We start from the raw sequence: 21,998 nt of genomic DNA on the forward strand, positions 1-21,998 counted from the left end.
CCGCGTTCAGGCGCCGGACTTGTAGTCGGCGTCCATCGCCGCCAGGACCTTGTCCGGGGTGGACTGCTTGCTGAAGACCTCCTGGATACCGGTGAGCATCGTCTGCTGCACCTTCGGGTTGGGCCACAGCTGGTCCATGAACGGCACCGTCTTGTTCTGGGTGATGTACGTCGACAGCTCGGTGAGCGACGGGTCGAGCTGGTAGCCGGTGTCCGAAAGGGACGGCAGGCCGCCCTGCTTGCCCGCGAACAGGTTCATGCCCTGCGGGGACATCACGAAGTTGATGAACTTCATCGCCAGCTCCGGGTTTTTCGCCTTGGCGTTGACGCCGTAGCCCGCGCCGGCCGCGGCGGGCACGATGGTCTGGCTCGGGTCGTCGGTCGCGGGGACGGGCTTGAGGGTGAACGTGCCGCTCGGATTCTGCTTCTTGAGCAGCGAGATCACCCAGTTGCCCTGGATGATGCCCAGTGTCTTGCCGGTCGCGGCCAGCTTCTGGCTGGCTTCGTAGCTGGTGCCGAGCGGGTTTTCCTGGAAGCAGCCGGTCTGCTCCATCTCGCCGTACTTCGCGAAGGCCGCCGCCCACGGCGAATTCGCGAAGCTCGTCTGGCCGGCCGCCATCTTCTTCTCGAAGTCGCGGTCCGGGCCGTACACCAGGGTGGCGGCCAGCGGGTAGAGGGCGACCTGGGTGACCCAGTTGTCTTGGATGCCGAGCGCGAACGCGGGCGTGCCCTTCTCCTTGGCTGCGCGGCAGAAGGCGAGCAGTTCGGTCCACGTCGTCGGCGCGGTGAGGCCAGCTTTGCTCATCGCCTCCTGGTTGTAGACGGCGCCGATACCGTTGATCCCGTAGATGGCGTTGTACGTCTTGCCCTGGTACTGCGCGACGTCGCTGACCACCTTCGGGAACTTGCCAGCCCAGGGCTGGTCCGACAGGTCGCGCAGGTAGCCGCCCTTGGCCAGGACCGTGACGGTGCCCGGGTTGCCGTTGCCCGGCCACACCGACATGACGTCCGGCGCGGTGCCGGACGCGAGCTGGGTGCGGATCTGCTGCTGGAACTGGTCGGCGCCGCTGGTCGTGAAGTTGACCTTCACTCCGGGGTTGGCCGCCTCGAACGCCTTCACGACGTCTTCGATGGAGCCCTGGTCGACCGACGCCAGCGAGAGCGTCTGGTCGCCGGTGCCGGGGCTGGCGGCGTTGGTGCCTCCGCTGCAGGCGACCAGCGCGGCGCCGGTCGTCACGGCCAATAAGACGTGGCGGATCTTCATAGCGACTCCTTCGTGAAGGAAGCGGTGACGACGTGGTGGCCGGAGGTCAGCCGGAGGGTGGTGCCGGTCCGGATCCCGTGCTCGCTCGCGATGCTGGCCGGGTCGGTCGTGGGAACTTCCAGGACGGCGGTGGCCCCCGGCGGGACGTCGGCGGTGACTGTGATCCGGTCGCCGTCCAGGGACCAGCCGCAGGCGGCCCGGCCGCGTGCGGTTTCCTGCTCGGCTCGTGCCCAGGTCAGTGTGCCGCCGGCCAGCGGGCGCAGCAGGAGTTCTTGGTAGGCAACGGAGGCGGGTGTCTGGTCGATGCCGGCGACCCGGCCGTAGAGCCAGTCGCCGACGCTGCCGAGGCTGTAGTGGTTGAACGAGTTCATCGCGGCGGACTGGAACCCGTCGTGCTCGGTCCAGCCGTCCCAGCGTTCCCAGATCGTCGTGGCGCCGTGCCGGATCGAGTAGCCCCACGACGGGAACTCCTCCTGCTGCAGCAACGCGTACGCCAGGTCGCCGCGACCGTGGTCGGCCAGCACCGGGCAGAGCAGGGCGACGCCGACGAACCCCGTCGTCAGGCGGTTGCCCCGCTTCTCGACGTCCGCCGCGAGGTGGTCGACCGCGGCCGGGACCAGGTCGTCCGGGACCAGGCCGAACGCCAGGGCCAGCAGGTACGCGGTCTGGGTGCCACCTTCGACCGTGCCGTCATCGTCCACATAGGACTCGATGAACGCGGCCCGGATCGACGCGTGCAGGTCCCGATGTTCCGCCGCGACGTCGGGCCGGCCCAGCACTTCGGCGGCCTCGGCCACGAGCTGCGCGCTGCGGGCGAAGTACGCCGTCGAGAGCACATCCCGCGGCGTGGTGACGTCGATCTGCAGCCAGTCGCCGTAGGAGTTGCCGGTCCGGTTCCGCCAGCGCAGGTCGGGGTTGTGCCGGCGGATGTGCGCGACCCAGGCGACCATCGCGTCGAAACACCGCTCCAGCACGCGGCGGTCGCCGTAGGTGCGCCAGAGGTGCCACGGGACGATCACTCCGGCGTCGCCCCAGGCCGGTGCGGCCTCGCGGGGCATCGCGATGCGCGGGGCAACGTCGCCGAACGCGCCGTCGGCGTCCTGGCCGTCGACGACGTCGGCCAGCCACCGGGCGAAGAACGCCGAGACGTCGGCGTTGCGGCTGGCGGTCGGGGCGAAGATCTGGGCGTCGCCGAGCCAGCCGAGGCGTTCGTCGCGCTGCGGGCAGTCGGTGGGCACTGCGACGAAGTTGCCTCGCTGACCCCAGGAGATGTTGGCCTGCAACTGGTTGACCATCGGGTCGGAGCACTCGAACGACCCCGTCCACGGGGTGTCGTTGTGCAGCACGCGGGCCACCACGTCGTCCGCCGAGAGGGCGTACCCGGTGACTTCCAGGTACCGGAAGCCGTGCACGGTGAACCGCGGCTCGAACACTTCGACCGGCTCACCGCCACACACGTAACTGTCGGTGGCCGCGGCGCGCCGCAGGTTGGCCAGGTACAGCTCGCCGTCGTCGAGGATCTCGGCGTGCCGCAGGACGACCCGCTGGCCGGCCGGGGCGTCGCGGACGGTCAGCCGGACTCGGCCGACGAGGTTCTGTCCGAAGTCGACGATGAACCGTCCCGGTTCCCGTTCGGTCATCGAAATCGGCGGCACTTCGGTCGTGACGCGGATCGGCGGATCGGGCTCCGCGACCAGGGGGCCCAGGTCGCCGTCGAGCACGGCCACCGGTTGCCACGGTCCCGCCGCGGGCGACGCGTCGACGTGCTCGCCCAGCAGCAGGTCCGCGAACCGGACCGCACCCGGCCGCTCGGTCCAGACGGCATCGGTGGCCACCACCTGCCTCGAGCCGTCGGCGAAGTCGACCACGAGCTGGGCGAGGAACCCGGGATGGTCGCCGTAGTGCCGGGCGGGCCGGCGCTCGTCGAACCCGACGAAACCGGACCACCAGCCGTCGGCGACGACCGCGCCGAGGTCGTTGGTTCCGTTGCTCAGCAACGAGGTGACGTCGTAAGTCTGGTACTGGAGACGGTGGTGGTACTCCGTCCACCCCGGTGCCAGCTCGACGTCGCCCACACGGACACCGTTCAGCGACGCTTCGTAGACGCCGTGCGCGGTGGCGTACAGGCGGGCGCGCACGGGCTCCCGCGTCAGCTCGAACTCCCGGCGCAGGTTCAGCGGCGGCTCACCAAGGGGCTGGTCGTGGTCGGTCGGCGGGTCGAACACTGGTTGAGCGTGGGGATCGCGGGCGATCCACTGGGCGGTCCAGTCGTCGCGGTGCAGCAGGCCGGTTTCGAACCAGGTCTCCCCCGTGCCCGCCGCGGCGCCGGTCTCGTCCCAGACCTCGACGCGCCAGTGGTACCGGGTGGCCGAGCGCAGGACCGGCCCGTCCCACGGCACGAGCACGCCGTCCGCGGCTTCGCGGCGGCCGCTGTCCCACAGCAGCCGGGACGGCTCGTCGAGGTCGGCCGCGCGTTCGGCGGCGGTGATCCGGTAGGCGCTCTGCGCGGCGCCGTGCCGGTCACTCGCCAGCCGCCACGACAGCCGCGGCCGCGGCTCGCCGAGGCCGAGGGGTTCGTGGCGCTGCTCCGCCCGCAATGCGTACGGCGTCAGAGTGTCGGTCATCCTTTGAGCCCTCCGGCGAAACCATTGATGATGCTGCGTTGCAGCGCGAAGTAGACGACCAGGATCGGCACGATGCTGATCACCAGCGCGGCGAAGATGAGGTTCCAGTCGGCCACGTACTGGCCGACGAACCCGGCGATGGCGACCGGCAGGGTCTGCTGAGCGCCGCCGCTGAGGTACAGCAGGGGGGTGAAGAAGTCGTTCCACACCGCGACCGCGTTGAGCACCAGCGCGGTCACGGTCACCGGCTTGAGCATCGGCAGCACGACGTACCGGAAGCCCTGCAGGGTCGTGCAGCCGTCGATCAGCGCGGCGTCCTCGAAGTCGCGCGGGACCGCGCGCAGGAACCCGACGTACAGGAACGTCGTGAACGGCACCTGCAGCCCGGAGTAGAACAGGATCAGCGACCACGGCGTGCCGAGCAGGCCCAGGTCCCGCATCGCCTGGTACAGCGGCAAAGCCGCCAGCTGGAACGGCAGCACCAGGCCGAGCATGATCAGCAGGAAAGTCCACCGCGACCACCGCGCGGCGACCCGGGCCAGCGGGTAGGCCGCGAGTGCGGAGACGGCGAGGATGACGACCACCGAGCCGACGGTGACGAGCACGCTGTTGGCCAGCGCCCCGCCCAGCGCGCCCTGCTCCCACGCCTGCGTGAAGTTGTCGAAGGTCGGCGACGTCGTCGGCGCGAGCGGCGACGACGTGTCCGACGGCTGCCGGATCGCGAGGTTCACCAGCACGTACACCGGGAACGCGAAGACCAGCCCGACGGCGATCATCACCAGTTCCAGGGTGAGCGTCCAGCCGCGGTAGCGGTTCACGACACGGCCTTCTCGGCTCGCGACAGCCCGAGGTACTGCCCGGTCGAGGCGACCGACACGATGATCGTCAGCACCACGGCCAGCGCGATGCTGTACCCGAACTCGCCCAGGGTGAAGGCGTCCTTGTAGATCAACGTCGAGAGCGTGTCGGTCGCGTGGCCCGGGCCGCCGCCGGTGAGCGCGTACACCTGGTCGAACAGCTTGATCCCGCCGATGATCGAGAGCATCAGGTTGATCGTGAACACCGGCGCGAGCAGCGGCCGCGTCACCGACCAGAAGCGGCGGATCGCGCCGGCGCCGTCGATGGCCGCGGCCTCGTGGATCTCGCGCGGGATCGATTGCAGGCCGGCCAGGAAGATCACCATCGAGTACCCGGCGAACTGCCACACGATCACGCCGACGACCGACCACAGCGCGATGTCCGGGTCGCCCAGCCAGTCCTGCCGCCAGGAGTCCAGGCCCACGGCGCCGAGCAAGCTGTTGACCGCGCCGTCCGGGCCCAGCAGGTTGCGCCACAGGTACGCGGAGACGATCGGCGTGACCACGGCCGGTGCGAACAGGAGCACTCGCAGCACGTTGCGGGACTTGATGATGCTGTTGACGCCGAGGGCCAGCAGCAGGCCGACGCCGTTCTGGATCACCGTGATGGCCACGGCGATCACCAGCGTGTGCCAGACCGCCTGGGTGGCCGCGGGATCGTCGACCATCTCCGCGAAGTTGCCGAAGCCGATCCAGGAGAAGTCCGGCGACAGGCCGTCCCAGTCCGTGAACGCGTAGTACACCCCGCGCGCGCTGGGCACCAGCACGACGAAAGCGAACAGCAGCAACGCCGGCACGGTGAACCACCACGGCGGGGTCGCGCGCCGGTTCCCCCGGCCACGCCGGCGGTCCGGCGGCGGGGCGACGGCGTCCGCACGTCGGTCCTTGATGGCGACAGTCATTGGCGCCCACCTCGTTTGAACGTTTCAACGTTGCGGCCGACGGATCAGCCCTGGTCGAGGAGCTTTGGGTAACGTTGCCCATTATTGGGTGCGGGTGACTCTAAGAGCCGGTGACCGACACGTCAAGACACCTGGTGGCAAGCTTGCATGCGTTAGGTAACGTTTCCCAGATGGACCGAACGGAGCCACCACGGCGGGTGACGATCGTCGACGTCGCCCGCCACGCAGGCGTTTCGACGACGGCGGTGTCGAAGGTGCTGCGCAACGCCTACGGCGCGAGCCCGGCCATGCGGGCGAAAGTGCACCGGGCGATCGAGGAGCTGGGCTACCGCCCCTACGCCGCGGCCCGGGGCCTGCGCGGGAAGACCTACACCATCGGCGTCATGCTGCCCGACATCCGCAACCCGTTCTTCCCCGACATCCTCGACGGTCTCACCGACACGCTGCGCGACACCGACTACCACGTGCTGCTCGGCCCCAGCTGCGACAACGAGAAGGACGAAGGCAAGCTCACCGACGCGATGGTCGACCGCGGCATGGACGGGCTCGTCCTCATCGCCCCGGTGATGTCGCGAACGCGCCTCGACCGCCTCGCGACGACCATTCCCACCGTCGTGGTGGGGCGCCACTCCCGGTCGGCGCACTACGACACCGTGACCGACGACGACACGGCCGGCGCCGCCCTCGTCGTCGACCACCTCGCCGATCTCGGGCACCGCCGCATCGCCCACATCGAGCACCACGAGACCGACCCCGCCCGCCTCGCTGAAATGCCCAACGCGGTCCGCGCGGACGGCTACCACCGGGCCATGCGCGCGCGAGGGCTGGCGGTCGACATCGTGTCGACCAGCTACACCCAGGAGGGCGGCTACCTCGGCGCCCAGCAGATCCTCGCCCGCCCCGAGCGCCCGACGGCCATCTTCGCCGGCGCCGACATCGTCGCCATGGGCGTGCTGACCGCGTTGTCCGAGGCAGGCCTGACTGTGCCCGAGGACATCTCCCTCGCCGGGTACGACAACACCAGCTTCGCTGCCCTGGGCCCGATCTCGCTGACCAGCGTCGACCAGGCCGGGCACCACATCGGCACCGACGCCGCCCGGCTCCTGCTGCAGCGCATCGCCGACCGCACCCGCCCGGCGGCCCAGGTCAAGCTCGCCCCGAAGCTGGTTCCGCGGCGGACCACCGCTCCCCCGCGCCCCTGAAGCGGTTCACAGCTCGCCGGTCGGCAGCGCAGCCAGTGCCTTTTCGATGGCTTCCACGATGTCGAGCGGTGTGTGGCTCAGCGGATCCCGCAGCCGGCGCCTCATCACTCCCACTGGTAAAACGATTTAATCTCAGCGCATGCTCTACGTCGGTCGGGAAAGATCACTGCCGGACGGTCGAGGCCCGCACGACCAGCTCGGGCGAGAACTCCACCTGGGGCCGGGGCAGGTCCGGGCGGCCGCCGGTCGAGCCGAGCGCCTCGATCTCGGCGAAGAGCAGGTCGGCGACCGCCGTGCCCAGCTCCGCGTGGGGGGTGCGAATGCTGGTGAGCGGGACGATCGTGGACCGGGCGAACGCGATGTCGTCGTAGCCGACCACCGCGATGTCGGCGGGCACGCTGACGACCTTCGAGGACACGAAGGCCTGGACGACGCCGATGGCCAGCAGGTCGTTGGCGCAGAACAACGCGTCGGGACGTTGCTCGGACGGCCGGTTCGCGATGGCGTCCGCACAGGCGATGCCTGCCTCGACCGAGCGCTCGGGCACGGGGATGACTTCCAGGGTGACGCCCGGCGCCGAGTGCACCGCGGACAGAGCACCGTTCAGCCGGTCGGCCACCTGCTTCAGCTCCAGCGAGGAGGAGACGAAGCCGATGCGCTTGCGTCCCTGCTCGATCAGGTGGGCCGCCGCCAGCTTGCCGCCGGCGACGTGGTCGATCGACACGGACGCCTGCTCGGGCGACTCGGCGCGTCGGGCGCTGAGCACGCTCGCGATGCCGAACGAGCGCATCCGGGCGAGCTCCGCCTCCACGTTGCCGACCGGGGCGATGATGACTCCGCTGACCAGTTGCTTCGCGAAGAGCTGCAGGTAGCTGCGCTCGCGCTGCTCGGATCCGGTGTCGTTGGCCATCAGCATGTACATGCCCTCGGCCGACACGCGCTGTTCGATCGCCGCGGCGATCTCCGGGGTGGTGGCCCCGGCGAGCTCGAAGGCGATGTAGCCGATGACCGGGCTCACCCCGGTGCGGAGCGTGCGGGCGGCGTCGTTCGGGACGAACCCGAGGGCGTCGACGGCCTGCTGGATCCGCGCCCTCGTCGGTTCGGAGAGCTTCCCCGGCTTGTGGAAATAGTTCGAGACCGAGGCAGGCGAAACCCTGGCCAGCTCGGCGACGTCGCGAATCGTGACCCTGTTCAGCCGACCGTTCCTCTCCGCACGCCGTGGACCCGGAGTCCATGCTAGTCCAGGCGCGTGACCCGCAACCGGCCCGCTGACCTGGGCCGACGTGCGATGCGCGTCCGGTATCGGACAAACGCTTGCCCGGCGTCGTACTGCGTATCCAAGCTTTCCTCCTGGCCCCCTCCCCGGCCACCCCGCACACCTCCACTCGACGAGGAGAGGAAGGCGCTCGAATTGAAACGATTCACTCGCGCGAGAGCGACTCGGTTTCGCCGTCTGGCGACCATTGGCGTGCTCGCTGCCATCACCCCCGTCCTCGCCACCACCCCAGGTCAGGCCGCGCAAGGGCTGGGCAACGCGGCCTGCAAGTCCTACGTGCTCGGGCCGTCGGCGTCCGACGTGCACGCCGTGCGGGCCGAAGGCCGCGGCGACGTCAAGCATCCCCAGTCCCTGACCAGCTCCCACGGGCCCGCGACGACTCTCACGACGGTGGCGGGCGGGACGCCGGCCTCGGTGCTGCTGGACTTCGGCCAAGAGATCGGCGGCACCCCGTACCTCGAGCCGACCCGGGTCACCGGCGCCCCGGCCCTCACCCTGGTCACCTCCGAAGCCCGCCAGTACATCCGTACCCCGGCCGCGACGACGGTGCCGTCCGCGGTGCCCAGCGGGTCGACCCAGGTCCCCCTGGCCTCCGCGGCCAACCTCGAGACCGGCAACACGATCACGTTCACCGCCGCGGGCGGCACCCCGGTCACGCGCACCATCACGGCCTTCGACACCACCGCCCGTACCGCGACCGTCACGCCCCCGTTGTCGGCTGATCTCCCGGCGGGCACGGCCGTCAAGACGTCGCCAGGCGCGCCGAGTTCGGACGAATCCCGCGGCCTCGCGGGTGTCGGCGGTCCGGACACCTTCCAGCCCACCGCGGCCGGCCGGCTGACCGGCGGTTTCCACGGCGGCTTCCGGTTCGCGCTGCTCACCGTTTCCACTCCGGGCAGCGTCAGCCTTTCCTCATTGGGGGTGACCTTCCAGGCGTTCCGCGCGACCACGGCCGACTATCAGGGCTGGTTCCTCTCCAGCGACGACCAGCTGAACCGGATGTGGTACTCCGGCGCGTACACCCTGCAGATGAACCTCAAGGCGCCGGGCCTCAACGGGCTCCCGGACGCGCGGATCTACGACGGCGCCAAGCGCGACCGGAGCATCTGGACCGGCGACCTGCTCGTCCAGATCCCGACCCTGCTCACCAGTCTCGGAACCGCCGGGGCGCCCTACGTGAAGTCGTCGCTCGACACCTTGCTGGCGACCCAGCGGGCTGACGGCGCGTTCCCCGGCTCGCCGGACTTCGCCAAGCGCACCAATCCCGCGGGCTCGCCACTCTTCTACTCGAACAACTACTCGGGCTACGGGTTGCGGGCGTTCATCGACTACTACCGCTACACCGGGGACAAGGCCTACGTCACGGCCGTGCTTCCCGCGCTGCGCAAGGAACTCGCGTACAACGACAGCTTCCGCAACGCGGACAACCTCGTCGTGTCCAACGACCGTGACTACTGGCAGGCGACCCAGACCGGGGAAGTCACCAAGTACAGCATCGACTACTCCATCGTCCTGCGCGAGATGTCCTGGCTCGAACGCGCCGTCGGCTCCGCGGCGCTGGCCGACGGCTACGACACCAAGGCCGACGCCATCAAGACCGCGGTCATGAGCAAGCTGTGGAACCCGGCGCTGGGCGCGTACGGGCAGAGCAGCGCCAAACCGGACGTCCTTGTCGAGGACGCCAACGCCCTGGCGCTCCAGTACGGCTTCGTCCCGGCCGGGCAAGAGGCGAAGGTCCTCGCCGCGCTGAAGACCCTGTGGACGCCGTACGGCGCCATCATGGGCCCCGGCCTGCAGGACCCGACCGGGCACACCATCGAGCCGTTCGGCAACGGCATGGAGACGGCCGGCCGGTTCGCGGCCGGCGACACCGCCGGAGCGCTGGACCTCGTGCGACGCACCTGGGGTCCCGTGGTGGACCCGCGGAACCCGCTCTACACCGGGGCTTTCTGGGAGTTCAAGAACAGCACCGGCGGGGTCAACCGGGCGACGGCCAGCCTCGCGCACGGCTGGGCCGCGTCGCCGTCGGTCCAGCTGACCGAGCAGCTCCTCGGGATCAAGCCGGTCGGCGCCGGCTACCAGACCTGGAGCATCGCGCCGAACCCCGGCACGGTGCGCTCGGCCGCCGGTGCCGTCCCGACCGCCTACGGAACCATCAAGACGCAGTGGACCAGCGACTCGCGCTCCGGCCGGTTCACGCTCACGGTGCAGGCACCCGCCGGCACCTCGGGCACCATCACCGTGCCGGCAGGCCGCGGCTCGGTGGTCACCGTCAACGGTCGTGACTCCGGGCCCCGGGCGAAGTCGACCGGCGACTCCGCGACCTTGACCGTCTCGGGCGGCTCGTACCAGATCACCGTTTCCCAGGGCTGAAATTTCCTTCAGCGGGCCGCCGTGGCGAGCTCCGCCGCGGCGGCCCGCGCCACACGCACCCCTTGGAGGTGTGCCATGTTCTTGTCCGCAACGCCGCGCAGAAGCCGGTGGTCCCTCGTGACCACCGGCCTTTCCGCGGCGGCTGTCTTCGCCGCATTGACCGTGGTCCCCGCGGCGAACGCGGGGCCGGATGCCGGCACGGCAGCCGGGATCGACACCCTGCAACCCCTCGCCGGCGGCCTCTCCCCCGCGCAGTTCGCGCACCCGGACAACCACTTCAAGCCGGCCACGCGCTGGTGGTGGCAGAAACCTCTCGACGACGCCGAGGCGCTGCGCGAACTGCAGGTGATCGCCGACGCCGGGTTCGGCGAGATCGAGATCGCGTTCTCCGCCGGCGCCTGGGCCACCGACGAACAACGCGCCATTCTCGGCCACGTCCTGGACAAGGCCGCGCAGCTCGGCATCAAGATTTCGATGACCATGGGGGCGGCCTGGCCGGTACAGACGCCGAGCACCGGAGCCGGATCGGGGTTCGCCTCTCAGGAGCTGCAGTACGGCCGAGTTCACCTGGCGGGTGGGCAGAGCTTCTCCGGACCCGTTACGCCGCCGATGGACGCGGCTCAGCTTCCGCAGGTCCGGAAACTCGTCGCGGTCACCGCGGCCCGGGTCGTCGACGCAGGCCCCGACGTCACGACGCCTGGCCAGCCACCGGCGAAGTCGACCGCCCTGGCCCCCGCTTCCCTGACCGATCTGACGGCGCAGGTGACGGACGGCAACCTCACCTGGCGTGCGCCGGACGGCGGGAACTGGGATCTGTTCGCCTTCTGGTCCCGGGAGAACAAGGGGAACTACACGAACCCCTTCGACGCCGATGCCTCGCGCAAGGCCGCCCAAGACCTCGACCAGATCCAGATCGGCAAGGACAACGCGCCGAAGCTGCGGAAGGCGGGCGCGGACCTGTTCGAGGATTCCCTCGAGCTGCACGGCACGTCCATCTTCTGGACGCCGAAGATGGCGGCCGAGTTCCGCGGCCGCCGCGGCTACGACATGGCCAAGTTTCTGCCCTTGATGTTCGTGCAGGGCGAGTCGGACTTCCCGGTGCCGCCGAAGGAGCCGAACCCCGACTTCACCCTCACCGACGGGTCGGCGGACAAGGTCCGGCACGACTACTACGAAACGTTGACCGACCTGTACATCGGCAACCACCTGCAAGTGTTCCAGGACTGGGCGAAGCAGTACGGCATGCAGTACAAGGCCCAGGCCGCCTACCTGCAGGACCTCGAGCCGATCCGCAGCTTCCGCTCGCTGCAGAGCTTCGGCGGGAGGTCCGAGACGGAGTCCCTCGACGCCGGGGAAAACCTGCCCATCTCGACCGACGACCCGGCCTGGCGGAACTCCCTCGCCTTCCAGCAGACGATCGCGTCCGGCGTACACCAGGCGGGCGGGAACCTGCTGAGCGTCGAGCTCGGGGCGATCTTCAAGCCCGCCTACAGCATGAACCTCGACGACTACCGCGACCTGATGGGCAAGGAGTGGGCCGCGGGCGTGTCCCAGCCGTTCATCCACGGTTTCGCCCTCCAGACCGCCGGTGCGGCCTGGCCGGGCACGACCCGCTTCGGCGAGACCGTCACCGACAGCTGGAACGACAAGAACTTCCCGCAATGGTCGAGCTGGGCCACGCTCAACAACTACTTCGCCCGGGGAACCAGCGTGCTGGAGACGGGGACGGCGCGGTCTGGCCGAAGCCCGCTTTCACCTCGAACTCGTGCACGGTCGCGACCGTGCGCAGGATCAAGCTCGACAGCGCGATCGGGGCCGTCGACGGCGCCGTGCTGTTCTGGCGGAAGACGACCTTGAAGTAGCGGGCCGTGGTCTGCGGCACGAACAGCGTCCGCTGCACGCCGCTGTAGATGCCGGTGGTCCGGAGATCCCACGTGCGGCCGTCGCCGCTGCTGTAGACCTGGGCTGACGGCCCGTACTCGACGACGTCGTTCCAGCCACTGAACGCGCCGCCGGCCGCGATGGTGAGGCCGGTGAGGGTGACCGGGCGGTCGTAGTCGAGGCGCACCCAGGTGCCGTCAGGCCCCGGGGCGGGCAGGTTCTGCGGGTCGGCGACCGAGGCGTTCGCCAGCTTCGCGCCGTCGAGTGGGCCGGCGGCGGCGTACACGCGCGGGGCGAGTGCCGCCTGGTTTCGTGTTCCGTTGGGGACGCGGTAGGCGAACACCCGCGCGTCACGGTAGAACATCGGCAGCGGAGTGGGCGTCGACGACGAGGCCGCGGCGTCGGCGAACTGGCCGGCGACGGCGGGCGGCTGCGGGAGTTCGACATCGTGCTGGCCGCCGCTGACCCAGGTTTCGGTCCAGACGTACTTCTTCATCGCGTCTTCGGCCGCCACCCACGGGCCGCCGGTCTCCGACCAGCCGGGCGAACACGCGACGTCGGCTTCGAGGCCGAGCTGGTCGGCCAGCTGCATGGCGGAACGGAAGGCGGCCTTCCAGCCGTCGGACATGTACGGCAACGGGGTGGGCACCACGACCGGAACGCGGCCCGCGCCGTCGAAATTGACCATCCCGCCGATCCCGGCGCGCTTGAACCACTCCAGGTCGGCCTTGATGCCGTCGGTGGTGATGTTCTGGTTCATCCAGTGCCACCACACGCGCGGCAGGGCGTCGGCGGGCGGCGTCCGGAACCCGACCAGCACGTCGGAACCGTCCAGCGCGGATGCGAGCCGCGGGCCTGCAAGCGGTGCCAGCCCGGACAAATCCGGCGCAGTGCCGCCCGCCGCCACCGCGGTGTCCGGCACCGCCGCGGCGCCCGCCGCACCGATCGCCGCCACCGCCGCGCCGCGCAGAAACCCTCGCCGACTCGTCGCCATTGACTGTCCTCGTTGTCGATCCGGAGGTGTGTCCACACCCCGCCTTGAAACGATTCACCTCTCAGGCGGCCGCCGGTCGACAAGACCGGTAATCCTCAAGAGGCCGAGCTTCCCTGTACAGCAAGCGATGCATGCCCTCGAGGAACTTCGCGCACGTACGAAAGCCGCCCTACGCCCAGCTTTCAGCGAGACATTCCGGGCGTCACCTGTGCAATGAATCGATTTACGCTCTCGACGCTAGGACCGATTGCGTTGCCGCACAAGGGGTTGTCCACATTCGGACGCACCCGCCGAGGGCAGCCCGAACCCGCGGCCACCACGGCTCAGACCAGCCCGCGACGGGCGGCCCACACCACCGCCTGGATGGGCGTCGAACACCCCACCCGATCGCAGATCGACCGGAGCCGGCGACGGATCGTCCGATCAGACAACTCCAGCCGGCGCCCGATCGTGTCCAGCGGCAACCCCTCCGCGAAGAGAGCGAGCAGATCGATGTCTTCGCGTTCGAGCACCGCGTTCACCTGCCCACCGCTTGCTCACCCCTCGACGAGGGCGGCGCCCAGCACCCGAGGCCCGGCGGCCACCGAATCGGCGGCATCACTCCCCCACACCGCGCTGCGGGCTGCCCGAACCGGATCCTGTCGCACCATCGCGTCCTCCGGAAGATTAAAAGGTTTCAACACCGGGTGCGATGACGCTACTATCCCCTGTAAAGGCAAGTCAACGCCGAGCGCGATCAGGTGGTGAAACGTTTTGCCTCAGCCCACGGAGCGGCGCACCGTCGGCATGAAGGAGGTCGCCGCCGCGGCCGGGGTGTCGGTGGGCACCGTGTCGAACGTGCTCAACCGACCGGACCTGGTCAGCTCCCAGACCCGAGCCAGGGTCCAGACCGCCATCGCCGAGCTGCGGTTCGTGCGCAACGAGACCGCTCGCCACCTCCGCGTCGGACACAGCCGGGTACTCGCGTACGTGATGCTCGACGGGCGCAATCCCTTCTTCACCGACGTCGCGAGCGGCGCGGAGGACGCGGTGGACGAAACTGGCCTTTCGCTCTTCCTGTGCAACAGCGCCAATCTCCCCGCCCGTGAAGCCGCTCACCTGGGACGGCTGGAACAGCAACGCGTGCAGGGCATCCTGATCACGCCGGTAGATCCCGCTTCACCTCAGCTCGACGAGATCGCACGGCGAGGCACACCGCTGGTGGTCGTCGACCGCACCCGCAACTCCGGCAGCCACTGCTCCGTCGCCGTCGACGACGTGGTCGGCGGCGAAATCGCGGTCCGCCACCTCCTCGAGCAGGGCCACGACCGAATCGCGTTCATCGGCGGAACGCTCGGCGTCGGCCAGGTGCGCGACCGCCGAGAGGGCGCACTGCGCGCGTTGCGGACCGCCGGCCTCAGCCGGGACCGCCTGGTCGACCTCACGACGTCGCAGATGGCCGTGGCGGACGGCGGGAACGCGGGCCGCCGCCTCGCGGGCCTGCCGGCCGCGCATCGCCCGACCGCGGCGTTCTGCGCCAACGACCTGCTTGCTCTCGGCCTGCTCCAGGCGTGCGCCGCCCTGCACATCCGCGTTCCGGACGACCTCGCGATCGTCGGCTACGACGACATCGAGTTCGCCGCTGCCGCGACCGTCCCCCTCACCTCGGTCCGGCAACCGCGCCGGCAACTCGGGCACACGGCCGCGGAGCTGCTGATGCAGGAGACCGGCGATACCGCACACGAGCATCAGCAAGTCACCTTCACTCCGGAATTGGTCGTCCGCGCGTCGACCGCTCCGCGGTAGGCGCCAGAGCCTCGATCTCCGCGCTGAGCTCAGCCGGCTTGCTCTGCCTGGCCAAGCACCAACGAATACCGCACCGACCGGAAGCTCTGCCGTACAACGCAGAAGGTTCTCCGTCCGGTGGCGAGTTCGCGATCGTCGCTGCGAGTTTCGACGGGTCCGGCACGCGTCACGACGTGGCGGCGTCGCGGACCAGCGCGGTGTCGGCGAACTGTTCGAACCGGACGATCAGCCCGCCGCGCACCGTGAAGTGGTGCGCCACCCGGACGTTCAGCGGGTTGCCGGTCACCCGGTGCGTCGCGGTGTAGCGGGCGAGGACGACGACGTCCTCGCCGTCGACGACGTAGGTGTCGTCGTGGGCCGTCCAGTTCTCCCAGTCCTGCGCCAACTTCTCCATGACACCGCTCGTGACGCCCTCCGGCGTGCGGTAGGTGCCGGCGAGCGGGAACCCCGCCATCTCCGTCCACTCGACGTCCGGGGCCAGCGTCTCACGCAGGGCGGCGAGATCACCCGCGGCCGAAGCGAGGTACTGGCGCCGGACGACGGCGGCGGGCGAGGTGTCCTCGGTCAGCCCCATGTCAGCTCGCCCTTCGCGACCTTGGTGCCGAGCGACGCGGCGATCTTCAGGCCGGCGTCCGGGTACGCGGCCAGCAGCCGCTCCTCGGCCTCGGCGGCGTCAGCGGCCTCGGCGACGGTCTTCTCGAAGAACCGCAAGTAGTCGCCGGTGTGCCGGATGGCCGTCAGGTCGGTCGGGGCGCCGGCGGCCCGGTGGCCGGCCACGACGAAGGCGGGGTCGAGCGCCTCCAGGTCGTCGAGGACGCGGAGCCATTCCGTGCGCTGTTCGGTGCTGCCGCTGTCGGCGGTCCAGACGTGCAGGCCCTCGAACAGCAGCACCCCGCCGAGCAGCGCGCGCTCCGCCGGCTCGAAGACGTACCAGGCGCGGTCGCCCAGGGCCGCGCTGCCGCGCCGAACCTCGATGGCCACGCCGTCCACGGTGACCGACGGCGTGGACAGCGGTGCGATGTCCACCAGCCGGGTCGGCAGGTTGGCGCCCAGGTGCGCCCACGCGGTGAGCTTCTTGTCGTAGGTGTCGCGGATGTGCTCGATGACGTCGGCGGGCGCGAGGAACACCGCCTCGGGGAAGGCGTCGGCGATGACTTCGGCGCCGAAGTAGAAGTCCGGGTCGCCGGCGGTGATCAGCACGGCGGTGAGCCGCTTGCCGGAGTCGAGGACCGCGGCGGCGATCCGGTGTCCGTCGGCCCGGGTGAAGGCCGCGTCGACGACGACGGCTTCGGTCTCGCCGGTGACCAGCACGCTGGTCTTGTTCAGCGAGGTGTCGGCCGCGTCGATGATCTGGTAACCGAGGGTGCTCATGGTTCGGTCCTTCCGGGGTTCAGTGCGAAACAGAGGTGAGGTGGCGGTCGAGGGCGTCGGTCAGGTGGGCGGCGGTCGAGGTGGGGCCGCCGAGGCGCACGACGCCGGTCGCGGTGTGCAGCAGCAGCGTCGGGTAGGAGGTGACGCCCAGCCGGGCGGCGCGGGTGAAGTCCTGCGCCGCCAAGGCACCTGAGGAGGTGAATCCGGTCAGCACGGCGTCGGCGTCGAGGCCCAGCAGTCCGGCGAGGTGCCGGTAGGTGTCGGCTTCGGCGAGGCTCAGCCCGTCGACGTAGAACGCGCGCTGCATCGCCTCCGCCGCCTCCAGAGCCCGATCCGGTGCGACCGCCCGCAACGCGGCGAAGCCGGTGGCGGCGGCCGTGGAATCCATCCGGAACCGGCCGTCGGAGACGAGGGCGCGGTAGCCGGGGCCGAACTCGGCGCCGGTCAGCTCGGCGATGCGGGCGTTGGCGCCGTCGACGTAGGGCATGGTGCCGATCGGGGCGACGCGGGCGCCGGTGAACAGTCCGCCGCTGACGACGTCGAGCTCGATCCGCCCGGCGTTGGCGGCGGCGAACCCGGCGACCGCCGGCCCGAAGCCGTGGCACCAGCCGCAGTAGGCGTCGAACACATAGGTCAATTTCACTGCCATGACCACAGAGTAGGAACGCGACCTGGCCTTTTCACGGTCGGCACGTGACCTATCATGGTAAAAATGGGACAGAGCATCCGGCCGGTCCGGTACGAGCCGCCACCCGGGGTGACCGGCGAGATCGAGCTCACGTCGCTGGCACGAATGCGGGCCCGCAGCGGACCGCACGAATTCGTCGCGCCCCAGCGCCTGGGCTTCGACCTGCTGATCGAGATCGAAGCAGGCCACACCGTGCACACCGTCGACTTCACCGGCCATCCGCTCGCGCCCGGCGACCTGCTCTGGGTGCGCTCCGGCCAGGTGCAGCAGTGGGGCGCCATCGACCACATCGAGGGCCCGGTGTTCCTGTTCACCCCGTCCGCGATCGACATCGGAACCTGGGAGCTCATCCGGTCTGCGGGCGTGGCGACGCCCAACCACTGGGCCGCCGCGACGGTCGCGGGCACACCGGCGGCGGCCGCGCTGGCCACCGCGCTCGTCACCGCCGCCGCGCCGGACGCGAGCCTGCGGGACGCCGCGCTCGCCCGCGCGCTGGCCGCCGCGCTGCTCCTGCTGGTGATGGCCGTCCCGGAGGGCAGCGGCCGCCGCCCGCCCACGCACGAGGCGTTCGTGTGGTTCCGCGACGAGCTGGAGAACAGTTTCCGGACCCGGCACAAAGTCGCCGACTACGCCGCCCGGCTGGGCTATTCGACCCGCACCCTCAACCGCCTCGCCCGCGAGAACACCGGCCTGTCCGCGAAGCAGCTCGTCGACGAACGCATCGTCCTCGAAGCCAAGCGCCAACTGGCCCACGGACGCAACCCGGTGGCCCGCATCGCCGAGGACCTCGGCTTCGACGATCCGTCCAACTTCTCCAAGTACTTCCAGCACCGCACCGGAACGACGCCGGCCGCCTTTCGCGACCGCGTCCGGCTGGACGCGAACCACCGCTGATGACCACGGCGTACGAAACCATGCTGAAACGCGCGATCCTCGACGAACTGCCGAACACCGTCGAGGACTCCATTCTCACCTGTGTCAGTCCGGCAGGCGACTTCAGGGGACGCCGCGATCGCCGAATGGCGCATGGACTCGGGCCGGACGGTGGATGCGCGACGCCGCCCGGCCCGGGAGATCATTACTGCACAGGGGCGGGTGGACGTTCTGGACCAGCTGCCCGAACTGGGCCTCGAACCACTTGCCCGGCAGCGAGGCGTTCGCGGCTTGCTGGGTACCGTGGAAGGTCGGGTCGCCCATCGGGTCGACCCCCCTTGCCTTCGTCGTTGGGGATCTGCTGGCTCGCGCCGTCGGACTCACCCGGCGGCTTGATCCAGACGTAGGCGGGAAATGCGCGCCGGCAAGACCCGTCTGACGCGCACCCAGACCCGCACCGCTCTTGATGCGGGCCAGCCCGCAGTCGCGCCGTTTACCGCGGTTTGCGTGGGCGCCCGCCGCCTGTCCCAGGGCCGCACGTCCGCTCCCAGCGCCGTCAGGTCGGCCACCTTGACGCTGTAGCTGACATACCGGCCCTGCCGCCGCCCGGCAGGAGCGGACGACCTGCTCGGCGGCGCGGGGGGCTCAACCGTTACCCGGGGATACGCCCAATCCCGGCTATTTCGAGCCCCGGAAGCGGTAGTTCCCGGACCCGACGACCACAACGGTGGCCTTCTTCGCCGCGTCGTAGGTCACGCTCGAAACGCCGGGGGCCCACCGCACCGGCTTGCCCGACTCGGTGACGTTGGCCGCCGGGATCACCACTTCGCCGGTGGTGCCGGCGGGCACGGTGACGTCCATGGTCAGCCCGTCACCGGTGATGCTCCAGGCGTCCGAGAGTCGCCCGTAGACGGTGTCGATGGCGCCTTCGGCGTGGGTGAGCCCGCCGCCGAGGTGCGGCTCGATGACGCTCCGGCGGTAGCCGGCCTCCTTGATCCGGATGCCGCCGATGTACTGGTGCATCCAGTCGGCGACCGCGCCGTAGGCGTAGTGGTTGAACGAGTTCATGTCCACCGGCCCGAACGTGCCGTCGGGCTGGATCGAGTTCCACCGCTCCCAGACAGTGGTCGCGCCCTTGCCGATCTCGTACCCCCACGACGGATAGTCCTTTTTGGACAGCAACGTGTAGGCGAGGTCGTCGCGGCCGATGTTCGTCAAGGCCGGCATCAGCCACGGCGTCCCGATGAACCCGGTCTTGAGGTGGTTGTCGCTCTGGGCGAGCTTCGCCACGTACCTCTCCCCCGCCTTGGCCTTCAACGCCGGATCGGTGATCAAGTCCATGCCGAGCGCCAGGGCGTACCCGGTCTGCGAGTTGCCCAGCACCGTCCCATCCGCTGCCACGTAGGCGTTGGCGAACGCCGCGCGGACGTCGCCGTAGAGCTTCGTGTACTCGGCGGCTTCGGCGGTCCGGCCGATGGCCGCGGCCATCTCCGCCATCATCCGGACGTCCTGCGCCCAGATCGCGGTCCCGAGCACACCCTGGTTCGACGGGTCGTCCAGGTTCAGCCAGTCGTTGGTGAAGAACGTCAACCGCCCGGTCTCCAGGTTGTCCGACCCGGCACTCGCGCGGGCATAGGCGAAGAACCGGCTCATCGCGGCGTAGTTGTCGCGCAGCACCTGCGCATCCCCGTAGGCATGCCACACCGCGTACGGCACGGTGATCAGCGCGTCTTCCCAGCCGACGCCGCTCTCATCGAACGCACCATTCGTCGAGGGGACGACCGCCGGGATGGACCCGCTGCTCTTCTGCTCGTCACGGACGTCGGTCAGCCACTTCCCGAGGAACGCCCGGGTGTCGCCGAGGTAGCTCGCCGTCGGCGCGAAGATGTTGATGTCGCCGGTCCAGCCCAGCCGCTCGTCACGCGCCGGAGTGTCGGTCGGGATCGAGAGGAAGTTGCCCCGCGCACCCCAGGAAACGTTGCTGAGCAACTGGTTCAGCATGCCGTCGGACGTCCCCAGGGTGCCGGTGCGGGGCAGGTCCGAACCCCACACGACACCCTGCACGTCCGCGGCGGCCGGCGGCGTGGCGAGCCCGGTGACCTCGATGTAACGGAAGCCGTGCTGGGTGAACGTCGGCTGGTAGGTGACCGTGCCGTCGCCGGCGAACCGGTAGTAGTCGGTGGCCGTCGCGGCCCGCAGGTTCGCCACGTACATCGTGCCGTCCGGGTTGAGCACCTCCGCGTGCCGGATCTTGACCGTCTCCCCCGCCTTGCCGCTGATCTTCACCCGGGCCACGCCGACCATGTTCTGGCCGAGGTCGTACACGGTCACCCCCGGCGCCGGGTGGCTGACCGCTTTCGTGCCGAGAACCTGGGTTTCCCGCACCGGCTCGTCCGGCTGCGGCGACAGCTTCGCCGTGTCCGAGGGGCGGGTGACGACCGGCGCCCACGCCGAGTCGTCGAACCCGGCGGCCGCCCAGCCGGGCTGTTCGAGCCGGGCGTCGTAGGTCTCGCCGAGCTGGTTGTCGGTCGCCGCGAACGGACCGGTGCGCCACTTCCAGCCCGGTGCCGTGTCGACCCACTGCACGCTGCCGTCGGCGTAGGTGATCTTCAGCCGCGCGACGAGCGCCAGGTTGGTCCCGTACTGCCCCTTGCCGGCGAGCCCGATCTTCCCGGCCCACCACCCGTCTCCGAGCGCCGCACCGAACCCGTTCGCGCCCGCCCGGACCAGATCGGTGACGTCGTAGGTCTGCGACTGGATCCGCTTGGCGTACTCGGTGTAGCCCGGCGCGAGGAACTGGTCGCCGACCTTGCGGCCGTTGAGCGTGAGCTGGTAGACGCCGTGCGCCGAGGCGTAGACGCGAGCCTGCGCCACGCGCTTGCCCGGCGTGGTCGAGAACGACGTCCGCAGCAGCGGCTCGTAGGAGTCGCGGCCGGCCAGCAGGGCGTCGGTGCTACCCGTGACGGTCAGTGCTCCGTTGTCGATGCTGCCGCCGGTGAACGGGTTCGGCACGGCGAATTCGGGGTTCGCCAGCACGCTGCCGTCCGGTTTGGTGACGGCGAACTTCGTGACCGTGACCGATTCCGTCTCGTAAGTGCGCAGGCCCGCCCGGCCGCTCGGGAAATCGCTGGCCGTGCGCGTGTCGACGACGACACCGTCCAATGTGGTCCGGATCGTGGTGCCGTCGACGGTGTAGGCCACGGTGTGCGTCCCGGCCAGCAGGCCGGCCCGGGTGAACCCGAACGGCCGCAGGTCCACTTCGGCCAGCACCGAGTAGCCGCCGTTGACGCGCAGGTGCGGACGCAGCAGCGGCACGGACGTCGCGGAGTCGCCGACGTTGACCTGCCACATGTAAGCGTTGTTGATGTCCCGGGCACGCAGGAAGGTGCCGAAGGCCAGGTTGTTCAGCCGGAAGTTTTCGGTGACGGTGTAGTCGGTCCACTGGGCGTCCGACGGCGCCGGTTTGCCGATCCAGGCAGCGGAACCCCAGTCGGCCGCGGTCAGTAGCCCGGTCTCGAACCACGCCGGCTGGCTCCAGCGGCTGGGCGCGCCCCGGTCGTCCCAGCTGCGCACCCGCCAGAAGTACCTGACGCCGGAGGCGAGATCCGGCCCGCCGTAGGCGACGTCGACCTGTTGCGCCGACTTGACCCGGCCGGAGCGCCAGACGTCGGCGGCTCCCGGCGTCCGGCCGACCTCGAGCTCGTACGCGATCTGGGTGACCGCCCGACGCGGCGAGGACATCTTCCAGCCGAAGACGGGGTCCGCTCCGGGAATCCCGAGTGGGTTGGTCCGGCCGTTCGTGGTGAGCCCGTCGAGGGTGGCCACGGTCGTCGCGGTGGCCTCGGTGCCGTGCAGCAGACCGAGAACCATGAGGACGACGGCCAGCAGGCTCCTGGCCGTACGAGGGGC

General features: G+C 70.0%; 16 protein-coding genes and 2 pseudogenes. 5 read left to right on the forward strand and 13 right to left on the reverse strand.

Annotated elements, in window-relative coordinates; all coding sequences use genetic code 11:
• Positions 1-6: 6 nt before the first annotated feature.
• From ISP_RS29470 to ISP_RS29485, 4 genes are read right to left on the reverse strand one after another with little or no spacing between them, the layout of a single operon-like run.
• Positions 7-1,263, reverse strand: coding sequence for an ABC transporter substrate-binding protein (locus tag ISP_RS29470; protein ID WP_013227575.1), 1,257 nt, complete (start codon positions 1,261-1,263; stop codon positions 7-9).
• Positions 1,260-3,887, reverse strand: coding sequence for an alpha-L-rhamnosidase (locus tag ISP_RS29475; RefSeq protein ID WP_013227576.1), 2,628 nt, complete (start codon positions 3,885-3,887; stop codon positions 1,260-1,262). Before ISP_RS29475 ends, ISP_RS29470 begins: the two co-directional genes overlap by 4 nt.
• Positions 3,884-4,705, reverse strand: coding sequence for a carbohydrate ABC transporter permease (locus ISP_RS29480; RefSeq protein WP_013227577.1), 822 nt, complete (start codon positions 4,703-4,705; stop codon positions 3,884-3,886). Before ISP_RS29480 ends, ISP_RS29475 begins: the two co-directional genes overlap by 4 nt.
• Positions 4,702-5,646 carry a carbohydrate ABC transporter permease gene (locus ISP_RS29485; protein WP_013227578.1) on the reverse strand — a complete coding sequence of 315 codons (945 nt, stop codon included), beginning with the start codon at positions 5,644-5,646 and terminating at the stop codon, positions 4,702-4,704. Before ISP_RS29485 ends, ISP_RS29480 begins: the two co-directional genes overlap by 4 nt.
• A 170-nt stretch (positions 5,647-5,816) precedes the next feature.
• Here ISP_RS29485 and ISP_RS29490 point away from each other — a divergent pair, with 170 nt between their 5' ends.
• Entirely contained in the window at positions 5,817-6,848 is a 1,032-nt protein-coding gene (locus ISP_RS29490; RefSeq protein WP_176742137.1) for a LacI family DNA-binding transcriptional regulator, read from the forward strand.
• A gap of 163 nt (positions 6,849-7,011) precedes the next feature.
• Here ISP_RS29490 and ISP_RS29495 read toward each other — a convergent pair whose 3' ends face one another.
• Together ISP_RS29495 and ISP_RS48360 are read right to left on the reverse strand one after the other, a co-directional pair.
• Positions 7,012-7,866 (reverse strand): substrate-binding domain-containing protein, encoded by an 855-nt coding sequence (locus ISP_RS29495; protein WP_013227580.1) that lies wholly within the window; start codon positions 7,864-7,866, stop codon positions 7,012-7,014.
• Between the two features lie 39 nt (positions 7,867-7,905).
• A pseudogene (locus ISP_RS48360) lies at positions 7,906-8,430 on the reverse strand (LacI family DNA-binding transcriptional regulator); the annotation flags it as partial.
• On the opposite strand from ISP_RS48360, the gene ISP_RS29500 reads away from it, so the two are divergent.
• Together ISP_RS29500 and ISP_RS29505 are read left to right on the forward strand one after the other, a co-directional pair.
• Positions 8,317-10,497, forward strand: coding sequence for an alpha-L-rhamnosidase C-terminal domain-containing protein (locus tag ISP_RS29500; protein WP_013227581.1), 2,181 nt, complete (start codon positions 8,317-8,319; stop codon positions 10,495-10,497). The pseudogene ISP_RS48360 and the gene ISP_RS29500 sit on opposite strands and share 114 nt — an antisense overlap.
• A 117-nt stretch (positions 10,498-10,614) precedes the next feature.
• Entirely contained in the window at positions 10,615-12,354 is a 1,740-nt protein-coding gene (locus tag ISP_RS29505; RefSeq protein WP_013227582.1) for a glycosyl hydrolase, read from the forward strand.
• On the opposite strand, the pseudogene ISP_RS29510 reads toward ISP_RS29505, so the two are convergent.
• Positions 12,290-13,372: pseudogene (locus ISP_RS29510) on the reverse strand (glycosyl hydrolase); the annotation flags it as partial. The gene ISP_RS29505 and the pseudogene ISP_RS29510 sit on opposite strands and share 65 nt — an antisense overlap.
• A gap of 323 nt (positions 13,373-13,695) precedes the next feature.
• On the reverse strand, positions 13,696-13,893 hold the full coding sequence (locus ISP_RS29515; protein WP_013227583.1) for a helix-turn-helix domain-containing protein: 198 nt from the start codon (positions 13,891-13,893) through the stop codon (positions 13,696-13,698).
• A gap of 265 nt (positions 13,894-14,158) precedes the next feature.
• On the opposite strand from ISP_RS29515, the gene ISP_RS29520 reads away from it, so the two are divergent.
• Complete coding sequence (locus ISP_RS29520) at positions 14,159-15,157, forward strand: LacI family DNA-binding transcriptional regulator (RefSeq protein WP_013227584.1); 999 nt, start codon at positions 14,159-14,161, stop codon at positions 15,155-15,157.
• A gap of 166 nt (positions 15,158-15,323) precedes the next feature.
• Here the strand turns inward: ISP_RS29520 and ISP_RS29525 are convergent, their stop codons facing one another.
• The 3 genes from ISP_RS29525 to ISP_RS29535 are packed head-to-tail and all read right to left on the reverse strand — an operon-like array spanning position 15,324 to position 17,177.
• Positions 15,324-15,731, reverse strand: a complete 408-nt coding sequence (locus ISP_RS29525) for a nuclear transport factor 2 family protein (protein ID WP_013227585.1) — start codon at positions 15,729-15,731, stop codon at positions 15,324-15,326.
• Positions 15,722-16,528 carry an MBL fold metallo-hydrolase gene (locus ISP_RS29530; RefSeq protein ID WP_013227586.1) on the reverse strand — a complete coding sequence of 269 codons (807 nt, stop codon included), beginning with the start codon at positions 16,526-16,528 and terminating at the stop codon, positions 15,722-15,724. Before ISP_RS29530 ends, ISP_RS29525 begins: the two co-directional genes overlap by 10 nt.
• 19 nt (positions 16,529-16,547) lie before the next feature.
• Positions 16,548-17,177: a DsbA family protein gene (locus ISP_RS29535; protein ID WP_230468429.1), complete on the reverse strand. Its 630-nt coding sequence runs from the start codon at positions 17,175-17,177 to the stop codon at positions 16,548-16,550.
• 63 nt (positions 17,178-17,240) lie between these two features.
• Here ISP_RS29535 and ISP_RS29540 point away from each other — a divergent pair, with 63 nt between their 5' ends.
• Positions 17,241-18,110, forward strand: coding sequence for a helix-turn-helix domain-containing protein (locus ISP_RS29540; RefSeq protein ID WP_013227588.1), 870 nt, complete (start codon positions 17,241-17,243; stop codon positions 18,108-18,110).
• Between the two features lie 102 nt (positions 18,111-18,212).
• Here ISP_RS29540 and ISP_RS29545 read toward each other — a convergent pair whose 3' ends face one another.
• Positions 18,213-18,413, reverse strand: coding sequence for a hypothetical protein (locus ISP_RS29545; RefSeq protein ID WP_034285207.1), 201 nt, complete (start codon positions 18,411-18,413; stop codon positions 18,213-18,215).
• 354 nt (positions 18,414-18,767) lie between these two features.
• Positions 18,768-21,959 (reverse strand): alpha-L-rhamnosidase, encoded by a 3,192-nt coding sequence (locus ISP_RS29550; protein ID WP_013227589.1) that lies wholly within the window; start codon positions 21,957-21,959, stop codon positions 18,768-18,770.
• Positions 21,960-21,998 lie beyond the last annotated feature (39 nt).

It is taken from the genome of Amycolatopsis mediterranei (genome assembly GCF_026017845.1).
In the GTDB taxonomy this organism is placed as follows: Bacteria; Actinomycetota; Actinomycetes; order Mycobacteriales; family Pseudonocardiaceae; genus Amycolatopsis; species Amycolatopsis mediterranei.

What these genes read in the sequence shown, in the direction of transcription:
- ISP_RS29485 (WP_013227578.1), bottom strand. Translation starts at nt 5,646, where the DNA reads ATGACTGTCGCCATCAAGGACCGACGTGCGGACGCCGTCGCCCCGCCG.
- ISP_RS29540 (WP_013227588.1), top strand. Translation starts at nt 17,241, where the DNA reads ATGGGACAGAGCATCCGGCCGGTCCGGTACGAGCCGCCACCCGGGGTG.
- ISP_RS29520 (WP_013227584.1), top strand. Translation starts at nt 14,159, where the DNA reads ATGAAGGAGGTCGCCGCCGCGGCCGGGGTGTCGGTGGGCACCGTGTCG.
- ISP_RS29535 (WP_230468429.1), bottom strand. Translation starts at nt 17,177, where the DNA reads ATGGCAGTGAAATTGACCTATGTGTTCGACGCCTACTGCGGCTGGTGC.
- ISP_RS29470 (WP_013227575.1), bottom strand. Translation starts at nt 1,263, where the DNA reads ATGAAGATCCGCCACGTCTTATTGGCCGTGACGACCGGCGCCGCGCTG.
- ISP_RS29525 (WP_013227585.1), bottom strand. Translation starts at nt 15,731, where the DNA reads ATGGGGCTGACCGAGGACACCTCGCCCGCCGCCGTCGTCCGGCGCCAG.
- ISP_RS29530 (WP_013227586.1), bottom strand. Translation starts at nt 16,528, where the DNA reads ATGAGCACCCTCGGTTACCAGATCATCGACGCGGCCGACACCTCGCTG.
- ISP_RS29550 (WP_013227589.1), bottom strand. Translation starts at nt 21,959, where the DNA reads ATGGTTCTCGGTCTGCTGCACGGCACCGAGGCCACCGCGACGACCGTG.
- ISP_RS29545 (WP_034285207.1), bottom strand. Translation starts at nt 18,413, where the DNA reads ATGGGCGACCCGACCTTCCACGGTACCCAGCAAGCCGCGAACGCCTCG.
- ISP_RS29490 (WP_176742137.1), top strand. Translation starts at nt 5,817, where the DNA reads ATGGACCGAACGGAGCCACCACGGCGGGTGACGATCGTCGACGTCGCC.
- ISP_RS29475 (WP_013227576.1), bottom strand. Translation starts at nt 3,887, where the DNA reads ATGACCGACACTCTGACGCCGTACGCATTGCGGGCGGAGCAGCGCCAC.